At 57.6% G+C, this 12,738-nt stretch carries 18 protein-coding genes; 17 read left to right on the top strand and 1 reads right to left on the bottom strand.

Annotated elements, in window-relative coordinates; all coding sequences use genetic code 11:
• Positions 1-11: 11 nt before the first annotated feature.
• The 13 genes from AEQ67_RS13475 to AEQ67_RS13410 all read left to right on the top strand — a co-directional run bounded on the left by AEQ67_RS13475 (position 12) and on the right by AEQ67_RS13410 (position 7,691).
• Positions 12-515, top strand: coding sequence for a YmfL family putative regulatory protein (locus tag AEQ67_RS13475; RefSeq protein ID WP_236710325.1), 504 nt, complete (start codon positions 12-14; stop codon positions 513-515).
• A gap of 168 nt (positions 516-683) precedes the next feature.
• Positions 684-1,547: a replication protein gene (locus tag AEQ67_RS13470; RefSeq protein ID WP_059404346.1), complete on the top strand. Its 864-nt coding sequence runs from the start codon at positions 684-686 to the stop codon at positions 1,545-1,547.
• Complete coding sequence (locus AEQ67_RS13465; protein WP_059404345.1) at positions 1,537-2,343, top strand: ATP-binding protein; 807 nt, start codon at positions 1,537-1,539, stop codon at positions 2,341-2,343. Before AEQ67_RS13470 ends, AEQ67_RS13465 begins: the two co-directional genes overlap by 11 nt.
• A gap of 91 nt (positions 2,344-2,434) precedes the next feature.
• Positions 2,435-3,055 (top strand): hypothetical protein, encoded by a 621-nt coding sequence (locus AEQ67_RS13460; protein WP_059404344.1) that lies wholly within the window; start codon positions 2,435-2,437, stop codon positions 3,053-3,055.
• Positions 3,055-3,525: a hypothetical protein gene (locus AEQ67_RS13455; protein ID WP_059404343.1), complete on the top strand. Its 471-nt coding sequence runs from the start codon at positions 3,055-3,057 to the stop codon at positions 3,523-3,525. Before AEQ67_RS13460 ends, AEQ67_RS13455 begins: the two co-directional genes overlap by 1 nt.
• A complete protein-coding gene (locus AEQ67_RS13450; RefSeq protein ID WP_059404342.1) occupies positions 3,522-4,097 on the top strand; it encodes a recombination protein NinG in 576 nt (191 codons plus the stop codon). Before AEQ67_RS13455 ends, AEQ67_RS13450 begins: the two co-directional genes overlap by 4 nt.
• Positions 4,094-4,771 carry a hypothetical protein gene (locus AEQ67_RS13445; protein WP_059404341.1) on the top strand — a complete coding sequence of 226 codons (678 nt, stop codon included), beginning with the start codon at positions 4,094-4,096 and terminating at the stop codon, positions 4,769-4,771. Before AEQ67_RS13450 ends, AEQ67_RS13445 begins: the two co-directional genes overlap by 4 nt.
• A gap of 516 nt (positions 4,772-5,287) precedes the next feature.
• Entirely contained in the window at positions 5,288-5,527 is a 240-nt protein-coding gene (locus tag AEQ67_RS13440) for a hypothetical protein (protein WP_059404340.1), read from the top strand.
• Between the two features lie 336 nt (positions 5,528-5,863).
• Positions 5,864-6,181 (top strand): phage holin, lambda family, encoded by a 318-nt coding sequence (locus tag AEQ67_RS13435; RefSeq protein WP_059404716.1) that lies wholly within the window; start codon positions 5,864-5,866, stop codon positions 6,179-6,181.
• Positions 6,178-6,555, top strand: coding sequence for a hypothetical protein (locus tag AEQ67_RS13430; protein ID WP_059404339.1), 378 nt, complete (start codon positions 6,178-6,180; stop codon positions 6,553-6,555). Before AEQ67_RS13435 ends, AEQ67_RS13430 begins: the two co-directional genes overlap by 4 nt.
• Positions 6,556-6,790: 235 nt before the next feature.
• Complete coding sequence (locus tag AEQ67_RS13420; RefSeq protein WP_059404337.1) at positions 6,791-7,018, top strand: hypothetical protein; 228 nt, start codon at positions 6,791-6,793, stop codon at positions 7,016-7,018.
• On the top strand, positions 7,015-7,236 hold the full coding sequence (locus AEQ67_RS13415; RefSeq protein WP_059404336.1) for a hypothetical protein: 222 nt from the start codon (positions 7,015-7,017) through the stop codon (positions 7,234-7,236). The genes AEQ67_RS13420 and AEQ67_RS13415 overlap by 4 nt, the downstream gene beginning before the upstream one ends.
• On the top strand, positions 7,233-7,691 hold the full coding sequence (locus tag AEQ67_RS13410; protein ID WP_059404335.1) for a proteasome subunit beta: 459 nt from the start codon (positions 7,233-7,235) through the stop codon (positions 7,689-7,691). Before AEQ67_RS13415 ends, AEQ67_RS13410 begins: the two co-directional genes overlap by 4 nt.
• Before the next feature lie 25 nt (positions 7,692-7,716).
• Here the strand turns inward: AEQ67_RS13410 and AEQ67_RS35030 are convergent, their stop codons facing one another.
• A complete protein-coding gene (locus tag AEQ67_RS35030) occupies positions 7,717-8,022 on the bottom strand; it encodes a hypothetical protein (protein WP_152974841.1) in 306 nt (101 codons plus the stop codon).
• Between the two features lie 73 nt (positions 8,023-8,095).
• On the opposite strand from AEQ67_RS35030, the gene AEQ67_RS13405 reads away from it, so the two are divergent.
• Genes AEQ67_RS13405 through AEQ67_RS13390 form a run of 4 tightly spaced genes read left to right on the top strand, consistent with a single transcriptional unit; the run spans position 8,096 to position 12,725 of the window.
• The gene (locus AEQ67_RS13405) at positions 8,096-8,713 is read left to right on the top strand and encodes a hypothetical protein (RefSeq protein WP_059404334.1); all 618 of its coding nucleotides are present in this window, start codon (positions 8,096-8,098) and stop codon (positions 8,711-8,713) included.
• 1 nt (position 8,714) lies between these two features.
• Positions 8,715-10,202 (top strand): hypothetical protein, encoded by a 1,488-nt coding sequence (locus tag AEQ67_RS13400; RefSeq protein ID WP_059404333.1) that lies wholly within the window; start codon positions 8,715-8,717, stop codon positions 10,200-10,202.
• Positions 10,202-11,662 carry a DUF4055 domain-containing protein gene (locus tag AEQ67_RS13395; RefSeq protein WP_059404332.1) on the top strand — a complete coding sequence of 487 codons (1,461 nt, stop codon included), beginning with the start codon at positions 10,202-10,204 and terminating at the stop codon, positions 11,660-11,662. Before AEQ67_RS13400 ends, AEQ67_RS13395 begins: the two co-directional genes overlap by 1 nt.
• Entirely contained in the window at positions 11,637-12,725 is a 1,089-nt protein-coding gene (locus AEQ67_RS13390) for a minor capsid protein (protein ID WP_059404331.1), read from the top strand. Before AEQ67_RS13395 ends, AEQ67_RS13390 begins: the two co-directional genes overlap by 26 nt.
• The last annotated feature ends 13 nt before the right edge of the window (positions 12,726-12,738 follow it).

Below are 12,738 nucleotides of genomic sequence, written 5' to 3'. Positions count from 1 at the left end.
ATGGATGAATCATGAACAGTTTCACGCAAAGGGAAAACCAGACGATGAGCTGCAGAACTCTAGATACACGAAAGCAAGTAGTTGTCGCGGCCGTTAAAGCTTTCCCCGGCGGTCGTGAATGCGCAGCCGCGTTCATCGGCGAAGAGAACTTCAAGCGCTTTGAAAACCGGATCTATGAGTCGGCTGGCATGAAGCCGCTGACCAATGGCGAAGTCTGCGCTCTCGAAACAGAAGCTAAAACCAGCTTCATGCCCGACTACATCTGCGCAATGTACGGCGGTGTATTCGTTCGACTTCCAGACGCCGAGCAACTCGACAACGTCGATCTCTACCAGCGTGCATTGGCGGCTTCTTCGCAGCGCGGCGAGCTTGACCACATGGTCGCGATGGCGCTGGAGGACGGCGAAATCGATGCTTCAGAAGCCAAGAAGATTCGCGCACTGCACACCAAGTACCTGTCAGCCAGTCTTGAGACTGTGGCGGCGGTGATCGAGCTACACAAGGCGAAGAACTAAATCCCAGGCAATAAAAAGCCGGGGTAGTGACCCGGCTCTTTGTACAACGAAGTGGAGCCAGTATATGCAGACCCAGCCGCAAATCAATACCCCCGCCAATGTCGCGACACGTTTTGTTAATTCCGAAAACGTGTCGCGCTTCAAAATACGTTTTCCGGGAGTCAAGCAATGACCCCCGACAACATCATCCAGCTGAACAGCAGCAGGGGATTCACCCGTATGGACAACAGCCTGATGGAGGCTTTGGCTACGGTTGACCTGCCAGCGCGCGAACTGCGCGTTCTCATGGCCATTGCACGGCAGACCATCGGCTATCAACTTGAAACCAAACGCCTGACTGCCGACGATATTGGCAAGCAGACCAATATGCGCCGAGACGTCACGTCGAAAGCGATCAGTCATCTCCTTGAGCGTCGAATCATTTTTCGGGTAGGGGGAAGCCGAGGCGATATCGGGATTTCCCCTATTCGCGAGTGGTCCTTCTACGAGGCAAAACCTTCCAATCTCACTGAGACCAAATCGTCTCACTCAGCCCAAATCGTCTCACTGAGACCTGATGCGAGTGAGACCAAAACGGCAACTTGCCTTCTTTATACAAAGAAAGAACCCCTATTAACTCTTCCTTCGGAAGAGATTAATCCGCCCCAAGAGCAACCGGAACCGCCGAAGTCTGATCGCAAGGCTACGTTCGGCATGACCCAGCTGCTTGCCGACAACCCGCACAACGTGCCTGAGCAATTGCTGGCCGACTGGCTAACCCAGCGCAAGGCCAAGCGCGCCGCCGTCACCGCCACCGTCTGGTCAACCGTCAACGTCGAGCTGGCCAAGTGCGTCGAAGCCGGAATCACGGCATCCGACGCCATCACCGAAGCGCTGACTTCTGGGTGGCAAGGGTTCAAGGCGTCCTGGGCGATCAAGCGCATGGCCGAGTCGGTCCCAGCGCCGGTCGCTCAGTCCCGTCACACCGGCTTCGCTGACCGCAACTACACCGACGGACTGATCCAGCGGGAGGACGGTAGCTATGCGTTCTGAGCCAGTACAAACAACTCCTGAGTTTCCACCAGGAACTCGCATCCAGCCCGCCGACTGTGACACCCACGGCGAGTTCGAGCAGAAAATCTTCTTGGTCATCGGCCGCGAGCTGAAGACCGGTTGTCCCGAGTGTTCCCGCATTGCCCAGGAAGCGACGGATGAGTCCGAGCGCCAGAGCAAGGCGTTGATGCTCCGCATGGCCATGGAGCGCAAGCTTGGCTCGGCGCTGATTCCGAAGCGCTTTGCCTGCAAGACCTTTGAGGGTTACGTGGCCACCACCGCCGAGCAGCACAAGGCGTTGAACACTTGCCGTAGATACGCCGGCGAGTTCTCGCAGATCGCCGAGTCTGGCCGTTGCCTGTTGCTGTTGGGCAAGCCTGGCACCGGCAAGACGCACCTGTCCGTGGCGATCGCCCACGAGATCATGGCCCGATCGAGCGCCACCGCCGTGTACCGCACTGTCGGCGCCGTACTGCAAGCGATCCGCGCCACGTACGACCGGACCAGCGCGCAGAGCGAAAGCCAGATCCTGTCGAGCCTCGTCAGCCCGTCGCTCCTGGTCCTTGATGAGATCGGCGTTAGCAAGGAAAAGCCCAGTGACTTTGAGCTGACCACGCTGTTCGCAATCATCAATGGCCGGTACGAGGAGCAGCGCCCGACTGTGATCGTTTCCAACCTGGATGCCAAGGCGCTGCCGGCGGCTATCGGTGAGCGCTGTGCGGATCGTCTGCGGGAGGGCGGGGTGATCGTCATTCCGTTCGAGTGGGAATCTCAACGTGGAAAGGAGGGTTTCTGATGACCACCAATATCCATTTCACAGCAGCCTGGACACTGGCTGGCTTTTCTATCGGCGTGTTCTGCGTCCTGATCACAATGGCGGTGACGGCATGAGCGACCACAGCGAACTTAAGACCGTGGCTGAGGCCTGCGGCAATCTGAACTGGCGTGTCATTCAGGAGAACTGGTGCGAGTGGGCGATCCGGGATGACCACGCCTACATCGCTACCATGCGCACCAACAGTCCGAAGCAACCGGGCCCATGCCCTGAGCGCGAAGCCAAGGCAAAGTTTCTCTGCGTAATGACGCCTGCCACAGCCCTGACCTTGATTACCGAGATCGAGCACATCACTCAATACAGGGATAACGCGGTCAACATAATCAGGCGACTTCGAGGTGATTTGACTGCGGTAGAGCGAGAGCGTGACCAGCTGAAGGCCGAGATCGAACGCCAGTCGCGGCAGTTCAAGGAGTGGCAAGCGAGTCACCACGCTAACTATTCCCAAGTGGCTGATGAGCGCGACCAGATAGATGCTGAGAGCGAGACGCTGCGCAAGGATGCTGATCGTTTGAACTGGCTTGATGCCAGAAAATTTCCAGTGGTCGAAGGGGACGATTTTGGTCTGCCAGTGCAAGGCAGCGAGCAGTTGGGCCATGAATGGACTGTTTCCGGGGGATGCACTTCCATCAGAAAAGCCATTGACGACGCCATCAGCAGAGAGGCGCAGTGATGACCGACAAGATCAGCGTCAACTGCCAGGCCAAGCTCACCGAGGCCATTACCAGCCTGACCACCATGTACCGCGACAAGAAGTTCGTCGTTGTCTCGCTGCGTCCCGGCAAGGACCGCACCCTCGACCAGAACTCATTGTGGTTCGGGATGTACAAGCGCATTTCCGAGATGACACAGATCGGTGATGCGGCCGACGCCCGGCGCTACTGCAAGCTGCACTTCGGCGTGCAGATCCTGCTGAACGAGGATTCAGGTTTTCAGGCGGCATGGTATCGGGTCATGCGCCATCTGCCCTACGAGGAGAAGCTGGCCCTGATGGGCGAGCACAAGTTGTTCGGCCCCGACGGCTTCCCGGTGACCAGCCTGTTCAACCGCGCCCAAGGCATCCAGTACACCGACCGCATGGCCGCGTTCTTCACCGGACAGGGCGTTGTGTTCACCGATCTACTGAGCAAGGAGGCCGCATGATCGCCAAGCAACCCAAGCCGAAGAAGTGCAAGAACCCGGCCTGCGGCGTCAGCTTCCCGCCGCAGCGCCTGGGTCAGGCCGTATGCAGCCCCAAGTGCGGGCTGGCCATCAAGAACGTCAACCAGGAGAAGGCGCGCAAGTCGCTGGCTCAGATCGAGCGCAAAGAGATCAAGGTTAGGAAGGAGAAGCTGAAGAGCCGGGCCGACCACCTCAAGGACACGCAGATCGCCTTCAATGCCTGGGTACGTGAGCGGGACGCCGAGCTGCCTTGCATCAGTTGCGGCCGCCACCACCAGGGCAAGTACGACGCCGGCCATTATCGGACCGTCGGGAGCAACCCTGCGCTTCGCTTCGAGCCGTTGAATTGCCATCGCCAGTGTTCGCCATGCAACACACAGCTTTCCGGAAACATCGTGAACTACCGCATCGCGCTGGTTAAGCGGATCGGCGCCGAGCAGGTCGATTGGTTGGAAGGCCCGCATGAGCCGAAGAAGTACACCATCGAAGAACTGAAGGCGATGACCGCCGACTACCGGGCAAAGACCAGAGAACTGAAGAAGGAAGCAGCATGAAGCTGATCAACGCAAGGCAGGTATGGACTGAGTCGCAGCACGAATCGAACGCGTCGATCAGCGCCGTGGCAATCGACAAGGCCGAATCGGCACCGGTGAAGGCCGGCACCCGCATGCGCCGCCATGAGGCCGTGTTTGCCGCTCTGGGCGATGACAAGGAAGAACGCATTCAGATCGTTCGGCAGAAAATCAGCATCAGCGAAACGCGCCGCACGCCAATCGGCCGGTCCACCGCCCGCGCCGCGCACCTGGCCACGATCGGCAAGGTGCTGCGCGCCATCGACACTCTACCGTTCCAGGTGCAGCAGTTCGGGCACTACCTCTACCACCCGGCGATGACCATGCGCCACGTCATGAATGCTGTGCTGCTGATCACCGCCCACGCCAAGTTGCCGGACCTCACATCGGCCAAGCGCGTGAAGGCGCAGTACCTGGTGACCCTGGCCCTGCAATCGTACAAGGGGGAGGTGGTCGGTGCAGAAGAGTGGGGGCCGGCCCGGGTCGCCGCCGAGATGAAGACCTTCTTCGGCGTGACGATTGATCCGAAGAACTGGACGCGCGACTGGCTCGACCTGTGGGAATCCCTTAAAGAAGTCATCAAGGAAGTGGATATTCAGGCACAACAACCAGTATGGCAGGTGATACACGCGGAAAGAGAAGAAGAGGCGGCATAAACATATTGACATGACGGGAGATTGCGCGTACTTTTCCCATAGTGCGCAATTCACGCAACACGCACACGAATACCTGAACCCGGCCAAGTGCCGGGTTTTTTCATGGCAATGTTTAGATTGCTCTACACCCCATGTACAATCGAGATTCAGCCAGGCTTCTGTCTTGGCTCCCAGTTTCTGGGGCTTTCGGGTGCGACACCCGTGGCGATGGCAATCTCAACCCTCGGCGTAATGTGTTTGGCTGCTGTAAAAACTGTTGTTCTTAGCCACGCGATGCCGGTCGCAGCGGATTCATCTGCGAAAGGGGATAGTAAAATGGGAAAAATCTTCGGAAGTGCTGTACTCGAAACGATTCATTCCGTGGGTTCAAGTTGCCTCGCAGCCAGTGCTAGCTTCACCGTTACTTGAGCGAAATGCTCATCGAAACCCGGCCACTGCGCCGGGTTTTTTATTGCCCAAACGCAGGCGAAAGACCGGATAGACCCTCTTGCTCATTCGATACACGAGGATCTACCGATGTCGCATATCACCCGCTGCAAAATGACTCTACGCACCAAAGGGCCTATTCAGGGTTCGTCGGAATCGCTGACCCGTTTGCGCTTCGGCGCTGTGTGGTCGGCCAACCCGGCGGAAGAAGACGCGATCTACGGCAAGTACACCCCGTACGGCGAATACACCGTCAACGTGGTGGCTGATCGCGCCGAGCATTTCGAAGAAGGGAAGGACTATTACTTCGACATCTCGCCAGCCTTCTGAATTTACCTGTAGCTAGGGCAGCCTTCGGGAAGGCCTGGACACTGATAAGCCGGTAAGTGCAGTGACACGAGAAAACACCGGCAGCCCGCGCACCTTGGCCGTACATGCTCGGGGTGGCACGAGACTGGATTGCGAGATCGATGCAAAAGGGCGTAGACGCAAAGAAGGTCTTCGGCGGACAGGAGGGGAAAGACCCTCACACCTATTTCAAGGCCTCGCCAATGAGCGGGGCTTTTTCGTTTTCGGCTCCACCACACCCATCGCTCTGAGCTGGGAGTGCTGCTGGAGCTGATCTATTCGCTCCCCGAAAGGGAGGACAGCCGGATGTCCAAAAACATGCCTGATAAAAACCCCGACTTCTGGGCCCAGGTTTGGCTTGTCCTGAGCAATCCGCTTTGGCAGGGCGCAATCATGGCCTCTACCGTCTCGCTGTTGCGCGTGCTGTATGAGGGCAAAGAGGCCAACAAGTGGCGCGTGGTCCTTGAGGCGCTCATCTGTGGTTCATTAAGCCTTTCTGCCAGCAGCGTAATCGAATGGATGGCTTGGCCCTCCAGCCTGTCTGTCGCGGCAGGCGGCACTATCGGGTTCATCGGCGTTACAGCGATTCGAGAACTGATTATCAAGTTCCTCGGGCGCAAGGCGGACTCAGTATGAAAGCGTTCGCAACTGCAGCAATCATCGCGCTCGTTGCCTGCCTGTTGCTGGGTATCCAGCACTACCAGGTCATTGCGCTTGAAGGTCAGGTGACGATCGAGGCCAAGAGCAAGGACGACGCCATCGCGGCCAATACCGAGAGCCAGGCGACGATCACCACGCTGCGAGCGGAAGCTCAGCGCAACGCTGACTACCTGAAAGATTTGAACCAGCGAATCAAGGCCAGCGAAGACAAAGCCAAAAAGGCGAGGAAAGACTTTGAAGACCTTAAGCGCAACAGCAAGCCTGTTCGTGACTGGGCTGCTCAGCCTCTGCCTGACGGGCTGCGCGGGAAGCCCGCCAGTGGTAACAAAGGCAACGGCAGTCAGAATTGAAGCGCCTGAGCTAATTCCCTGTGAGCGGATCGACGCGGCCGAGTCTGAGGCTGGTCTTCGCCTGAACGGCGATGTGTGGGAGCTCAAGGATCAGGCCATCAAGCTGCTCGACACCTGCGCCGATCAGGTGGACGCCCAGATCAAACGCAGTCAGAGCAAGTAGTCCGCGACACGTTTTTCAAACAATCAAATTGTGTCGCGACCTCCAGCGAGGAATCGACATGGGGTGCATAGCATGACGACGATCAACGTTAAGAAACTGGTCCGCCAGTTGCCGGATCGAGATGTTGCCGGCGCGGAGGCGGCGGTGGTCTTCACGTTCAACGGCAAGACCGTGCACGTCGAATCCTTCAAGGGCAAGGTCACGTCTGATTACCTGCGCGTGGTGGACATTCCCGAGTTCGACGCTCATTCGTCAGTGCTGGGCGGCGATACCCAGTTTGAATACGAGGTGCTTGCATGAGTGATCAATCAGGGGAGCACGTCCATTACTGGGACGATGGCCGTGGAAGGCGGGATGTCTTTATCGATGGCCTGACGGAAACTAAAGTGATCTGGTGCGATACCAAGGCTGGCATCGCTGTTGTTGCCGACTCTCCACTCAAGTCATCCGACGGCGAGACTGTGGACTTCCACCCTGCATGGGGAGAGATCACTGTGGTTCCTGCGGAGGGTGCATGACGACTATTGCCTACAAAGACGGTGTGATTGCCTATGACTCGCGTATCTGCAATGGCAATTCGATTACTTACGACGACTTCGACAAGTGCCAGGAAGTAAAGAGCGTCAAGTTCGTCTTTGCCGGCTATGTGTGCGACTACTCAAAGCTGATTGGTGCTTGGTTCGGCGAACCTGTGACCGGGACGGTTGAGTGCTCAGCTCTGGTGTTTGATGGGGCATCACTTTGCTATGCCGCATATAACGCTGAGCACGGCCTCTGCAAAACACCGATTTGGCTCGAAAGGCCTTATGTCATCGGGAGTGGTTCGGATCACGCCATGACCGCCATGGACATGGGCGCAAATGCATACAAGGCCGTTGAGATGGCCGCAAAGCGCGACACCAGCACCGGCGGCACGATCCGGACAGTTTTGATCACTGAGCTAAGTAAGGCGGAGCAGGTCTGCCGCAGGTGAGCGCCACACGTCAATCCAAGTATCTCTATTGCAGCTCTCTTTCCAACGCCTCCTGATAACAAACAAGATCAGAAGATTGTTGATTTGCCTCGTACGCCGCCTGGTAATGATCGGCGCTCTTATCACAGGCATAGCTAGAGTTGCCGCCAAGCTCTCGCTCCAACGCTTTTTGGTAACACACGAGATCGCTAGCTCGCATAGTCGATTGATAGCGGTCTTGGTACGACTGAGCGCTATCAGAACAAGATCCATAGGGTGTGTTGGCTGCGAAGGCAGTAGTGCATGCAAGAGCAAGCGTGCCAACAGCTAGAAGGGATTTGAGCGAGGTCATCCATGAATCTCCGAGTAGGTATGTCCCAGCAATACCGGCAACTGCCCACTAATTCAAGTATCAGAGCGATCCCATGACAACCAAGCAACCCGACTGGGAGCGCATAGAACAGCTCTTCCGGGCTGGTCTGCTCTCGGTTCGAGAGATCGCCTCAGCGTGTGGCGTGTCTCACACAGCAATCAACAAGCGGTCGAAGGCTGAAGGCTGGGATCGCGACCTGAACGCCAAGATCAAGGCGAAAGCGGATTCACTAGTTTCCAAGCGAGAGGTTTCCACAAAGGTTTCCACGGAAACGCTGGCAACCGAACGTGGAATCGTGGAAGCGAATGCTGAGGTCATTGCTGACATCAGGATGGCCCACCGTACAGACATTGGTCGCTCTCGCAGACTGACAAACCTTCTGCTGGATGAGCTGGAGTCGCTGACCGAAGAGCAGGGCACTATCAAGGAGTTGATTGCTCAGCTCAAGGATGGTGGCGGCGACGATGCCGATGCGATGTCCGACATGCTGGCTCTGGCCAATAAGATGGGCGCACTGCCGTCGCGAACCAAGACCATGAAAGAACTGGCGGAAACGCTGAAGACGCTGGTTGCCCTGGAGCGACAAGCCTACGACCTCGACACCAAGACTGGTGGCAACGACGCCGACGAGCTATCGAAACTGATGGACGATCTATCGAAGGAAGCCTGACATGAAGCCCGAGCACTTGAAGCTGCTCCGGAATAAGAGATGGCGCCTGAACAACCTCTACTTCATCACGGACAAGCAGGGCAAGAAGGTCCGCTTTCGGATGACGGACGAGCAGATCGAGTACTTCGACGGGATGCACACCCGCAACATCATCCTGAAGGCTCGGCAGCTTGGCTTTACGACTGAGTGCTGCATCATCCAGTTGGACGCAGCTCTGTTCGAGTCAGCCAAGTGTGCACTGATCGCTCACACCCTGAACGACGCCAAGCGCCTGTTCCGGGAGAAGGTGAAGTACGCCTATGACAACCTGCCTGCCGAGATTCGCGCCGCCAACCCAGCGAGTAACGATGCTGCAGGTGAGCTGGTGTTCAGCAAGGGCGGTTCGCTCTACGTTTCCACCTCATTTCGAGGCGGGACGCTGCGCTACCTACACGTCTCTGAGTTCGGGAAGATCTGCGCCAAGTTTCCACACAAGGCACGCGAGATTGTCACCGGCGCCTTTGAGGCTGTGGCCACCGACTGCTTCGTCACGATTGAGTCAACAGCGGAAGGCCGCGCCGGCTACTTCTTCGAATACTCGCAGAGCGCTGAGCGGCAACAGCTTGCTGGTGTGCCCATGGGCCTACTGGACTGGAAGTTCTTCTTCTTCAGTTGGTGGAAGAACAAGGCCTACTGGCTTGACCCGACTGACGTGTTCATCGCGCAGCGCCTGACCGACTACTTCAACGAACTGCACGCCAAGCACGGGATAGTCACGAACGACGGTCAACGCGCTTGGTACGCGGCCAAGGAAAAGACGCTCGGCGACGACATGAAGCGGGAATACCCGTCGATCCCTGTCGAAGCCTTCCAGCAGTCGGTTGAGGGCGCCTACTACGCGCAGCAACTGACCAAGCTCTATGCCCAACAGCGCATCGGGGCGATACCGAACAACAGCCATCTGCCAGTGATGACCTTCTGGGATATCGGCGTCAGCGACTCCACGGCCATCTGGTTCGTGCGGCAGGTCGGCACCGAATACCACGTCATCGATTACTACGAGAACTCGGGCGAAGGCCTGCGGCATTACATGAAGGTGCTCAAGGACAAGGGTTACACCTATTCCGAACACTGGGGGCCGCACGACATCGACAACCGCGAGTTCGGCAGCGACGCCAAGACTCGCCGCGAGCTGGCCCGAGAGGGTTACGACATCGACGGTCAGAAATACAGCATGACGTTCCAGGTGGTCCCGAAGATCGGCATCAACGACGGCATCGAGCAGGTCCGGGAAATCCTCCCGCTTTGCGTATTCGATGAGTCGAAATGTGAGCAGGGCATCAACTGCATCGAGAACTATCGCAAGGAGTGGGACGACAAGCGCGGTTGCTGGAAAGACAAGCCGCTTCACGACTGGACCTCTCACGGGTCTGACGGATTCCGATACTTCGCTGTCGCCAAAAGCGCAAGGAAGCCGGTCAAATCAATCAAAATGGGATTCGCACGCTAATGGCAGACGTCACCTACACCCGCCCGGAGTACGACGCGGCACAGTCCCGTTGGCGGCTGGTGCGCGACGTGTGCAAGGGCTCTGAAACCGTAAAGATCCGTGGCGATGTTTATCTGCCGAAGCCAAATGCGCATGACACCAGCAAAGAAAACCAGGATCGATACAAGTCCTACAAACAGCGCGCTGTGTTCTACAACGCAACGGGTCGGACGAAACACAGTCTGGTGGGAGCGGTGTTCCGCACATGGCCAACACTGACTGTCCCCGGTGCACTCGAATACGTGTCGAAGGACGTCGACGGGCAGGGCGTAAGCGTCTATCAACAGTCGCAGTCGGTCATCGGGCATCTGCTCGAGGTCGGCCGCCACGGCCTGCTGGTGGATTACGCTGCTGTCAAAGCCGGAACAGTGAGCAAGGCTGACGAACAAGCTGGTCGGGCTCGGGCCAGTGTTGCTAGCTATCCCGCTGAGGCTATCAGGAATTGGAAGACGCGCCAGGTTGGCGGCCAACACCTGTTGAGCCTGGTCGTCTTGCGCGAAGAAGCCGACAAAGAAACCGACGACGGTTTCGGCAGTGAAAAGGTCGTGCAATTTCGAGTGCTTCGCCTTGACGACTCAGGTATCTACACGCAGGAAGTATGGGAGGAGAGCAGTAGCAGTGCTGAGTTGATCATTGCTCCTTTCACTCCATTGAATGGCCTCGGCCTTCCATGGAAGGTAATCCCGTTCCAGTTCCTCGGCAGTGAGAATAACGACGCCAGCATTGACGATTCGCCGTTGTACGACATGGCAGTGCTTAACATCGGCCATTACTGCAACAGCGCGGACTACGAAGATTCGGTGTGGTTCTCGGGTCAGCCTCAGTTCTGGATTTCCGGGCTCGACGAAGCGTGGCGTGATCACCTTGAAGCGAACGGCATATACGTAGGCTCGCGTGCGCCACTGACACTGCCGGCCAATGGGTCGTGCGGTTTCGCTCAGCCTGAGCCGAACACGCTGGTGAAAGAGGCTATGGACGCCAAGAAAGAGGACATGGTGTCACTCGGTGCCCGGCTTATTGAGCGCGGCAGCGCGGTGAAGACGGCGACCCAGGCCGACAACGACAGCGCCGCCGAACACAGCGTCCTCTCGCTGGTAGTGAGCAACGTCAGTGAGGCCTACAGCCAGTGTCTGGTCTGGATGGCTGAGTTCGTGAACGCTACCGGCGAAACGCTCTACAAGCTCAATCAGGACTTCAGCCAAATCACCCTGGACGCAACGATCCTTTCGGCACTGTTCAACGCCGTGCAGGGTGGCAAGCTGCCTTCGGCTGATTTCTGGCAGTACCTGCGCGATCGGGGTGTTATCGATCCTGAAAAGACAGACGACGAGATCCGAGACGAACTGGAAACAGAGAATCCGGTGATGGATCTGGATGACGACGAGGTAATCCCAAATGGCGGCAAACAGAGCGATCCTTGATGCCACGATCCGGCACGCCGTCTTCCTCGAGCAGTTGAAGTCTGGAGAGGTCAAGAAGTTCGGACCTTTCCTCAAGGAGATTGACCGCACGATTCGTGAGCGACTCACTCGGACTGATCTCACGGATTACAACATCCTCAGGATGGAGCGGCTGCTGAGTGAGGTCGATAGCCTGTTGCTGGGCATCTTCGATCGCTACAGCGACAAGCTCACTCTCGACCTGGTGGACATTGCCAACTACGAAGCTCAGTTTGAAGCGACGAGCCTGACGCGGGCTGCGCCGGTTGGAGTGTCGTTCGACGCCGCTGTGCCAGGCGCTACCGCAATCAGAGCGGCCATCCTCACCAACCCGCTCAGCGTGCGCGGTGCAGACGGCGGCAAGTTGCTCGAAACGTTTATCGATGGCTTCACCAGCACCGAGCGACAACGCCTAACTGGCGCGATTCGGCAAGGCTTCTTCGAAGGTCAGACCAACTTCCAGATCATCAAGAACATTCGAGGCACCAAGGCGCTTCAGTACAACGACGGCATCTTGGCCACGACCAACCGGAACGCCGGCGCCGTAGTGCGAACAGCAGTGCAGCATGTCGCCACTCAGGCGCGGATGGAGACGCTGAAGGAGAACGCCGACGTCGTGGAGGAGGTGGAGTGGGTCGCCACCTTGGACACGAAGACAACCAGCCAGTGCCGGACGCTCGACAAGCAGCGCTTCAAGCTGACCAAGGGGCCGCGACCGCCCATTCACATAAATTGTCGTTCGACGGTGGTGGCTGTAACCCGCTTCAGCGCGCTGTTCGCCAAGGGCTCCACGCGGGCATCCATCGGCGATGCCGGCGCCCAGCAGGTGAGAGCTGATCTTTCCTACTACGACTGGCTCAAGCTGCAACCGGCGGCGTTCCAAGACAAGGCCATTGGGCCGGTCCGCGCCAAGCTGTTCCGCGAAGGTGGCTTGAGCATCGAGCGGTTCTCCGAGCTGCAGCTTGATCGCAACTTTTCACCTCTGACCCTTGTGCAGATGAAGGCTCTTGAGCCTTTGGCGTTTGAGCGGGCAGGCATCAAATAACCTGGAGACATCC

The organism is Pseudomonas sp. RIT-PI-q (genome assembly GCF_001297125.1).
Taxonomy (GTDB): domain Bacteria; phylum Pseudomonadota; class Gammaproteobacteria; order Pseudomonadales; family Pseudomonadaceae; genus Aquipseudomonas.
Note: the sequence above shows the minus strand (reverse complement) of the source record. Positions and strands in the feature narration are given on the sequence as shown.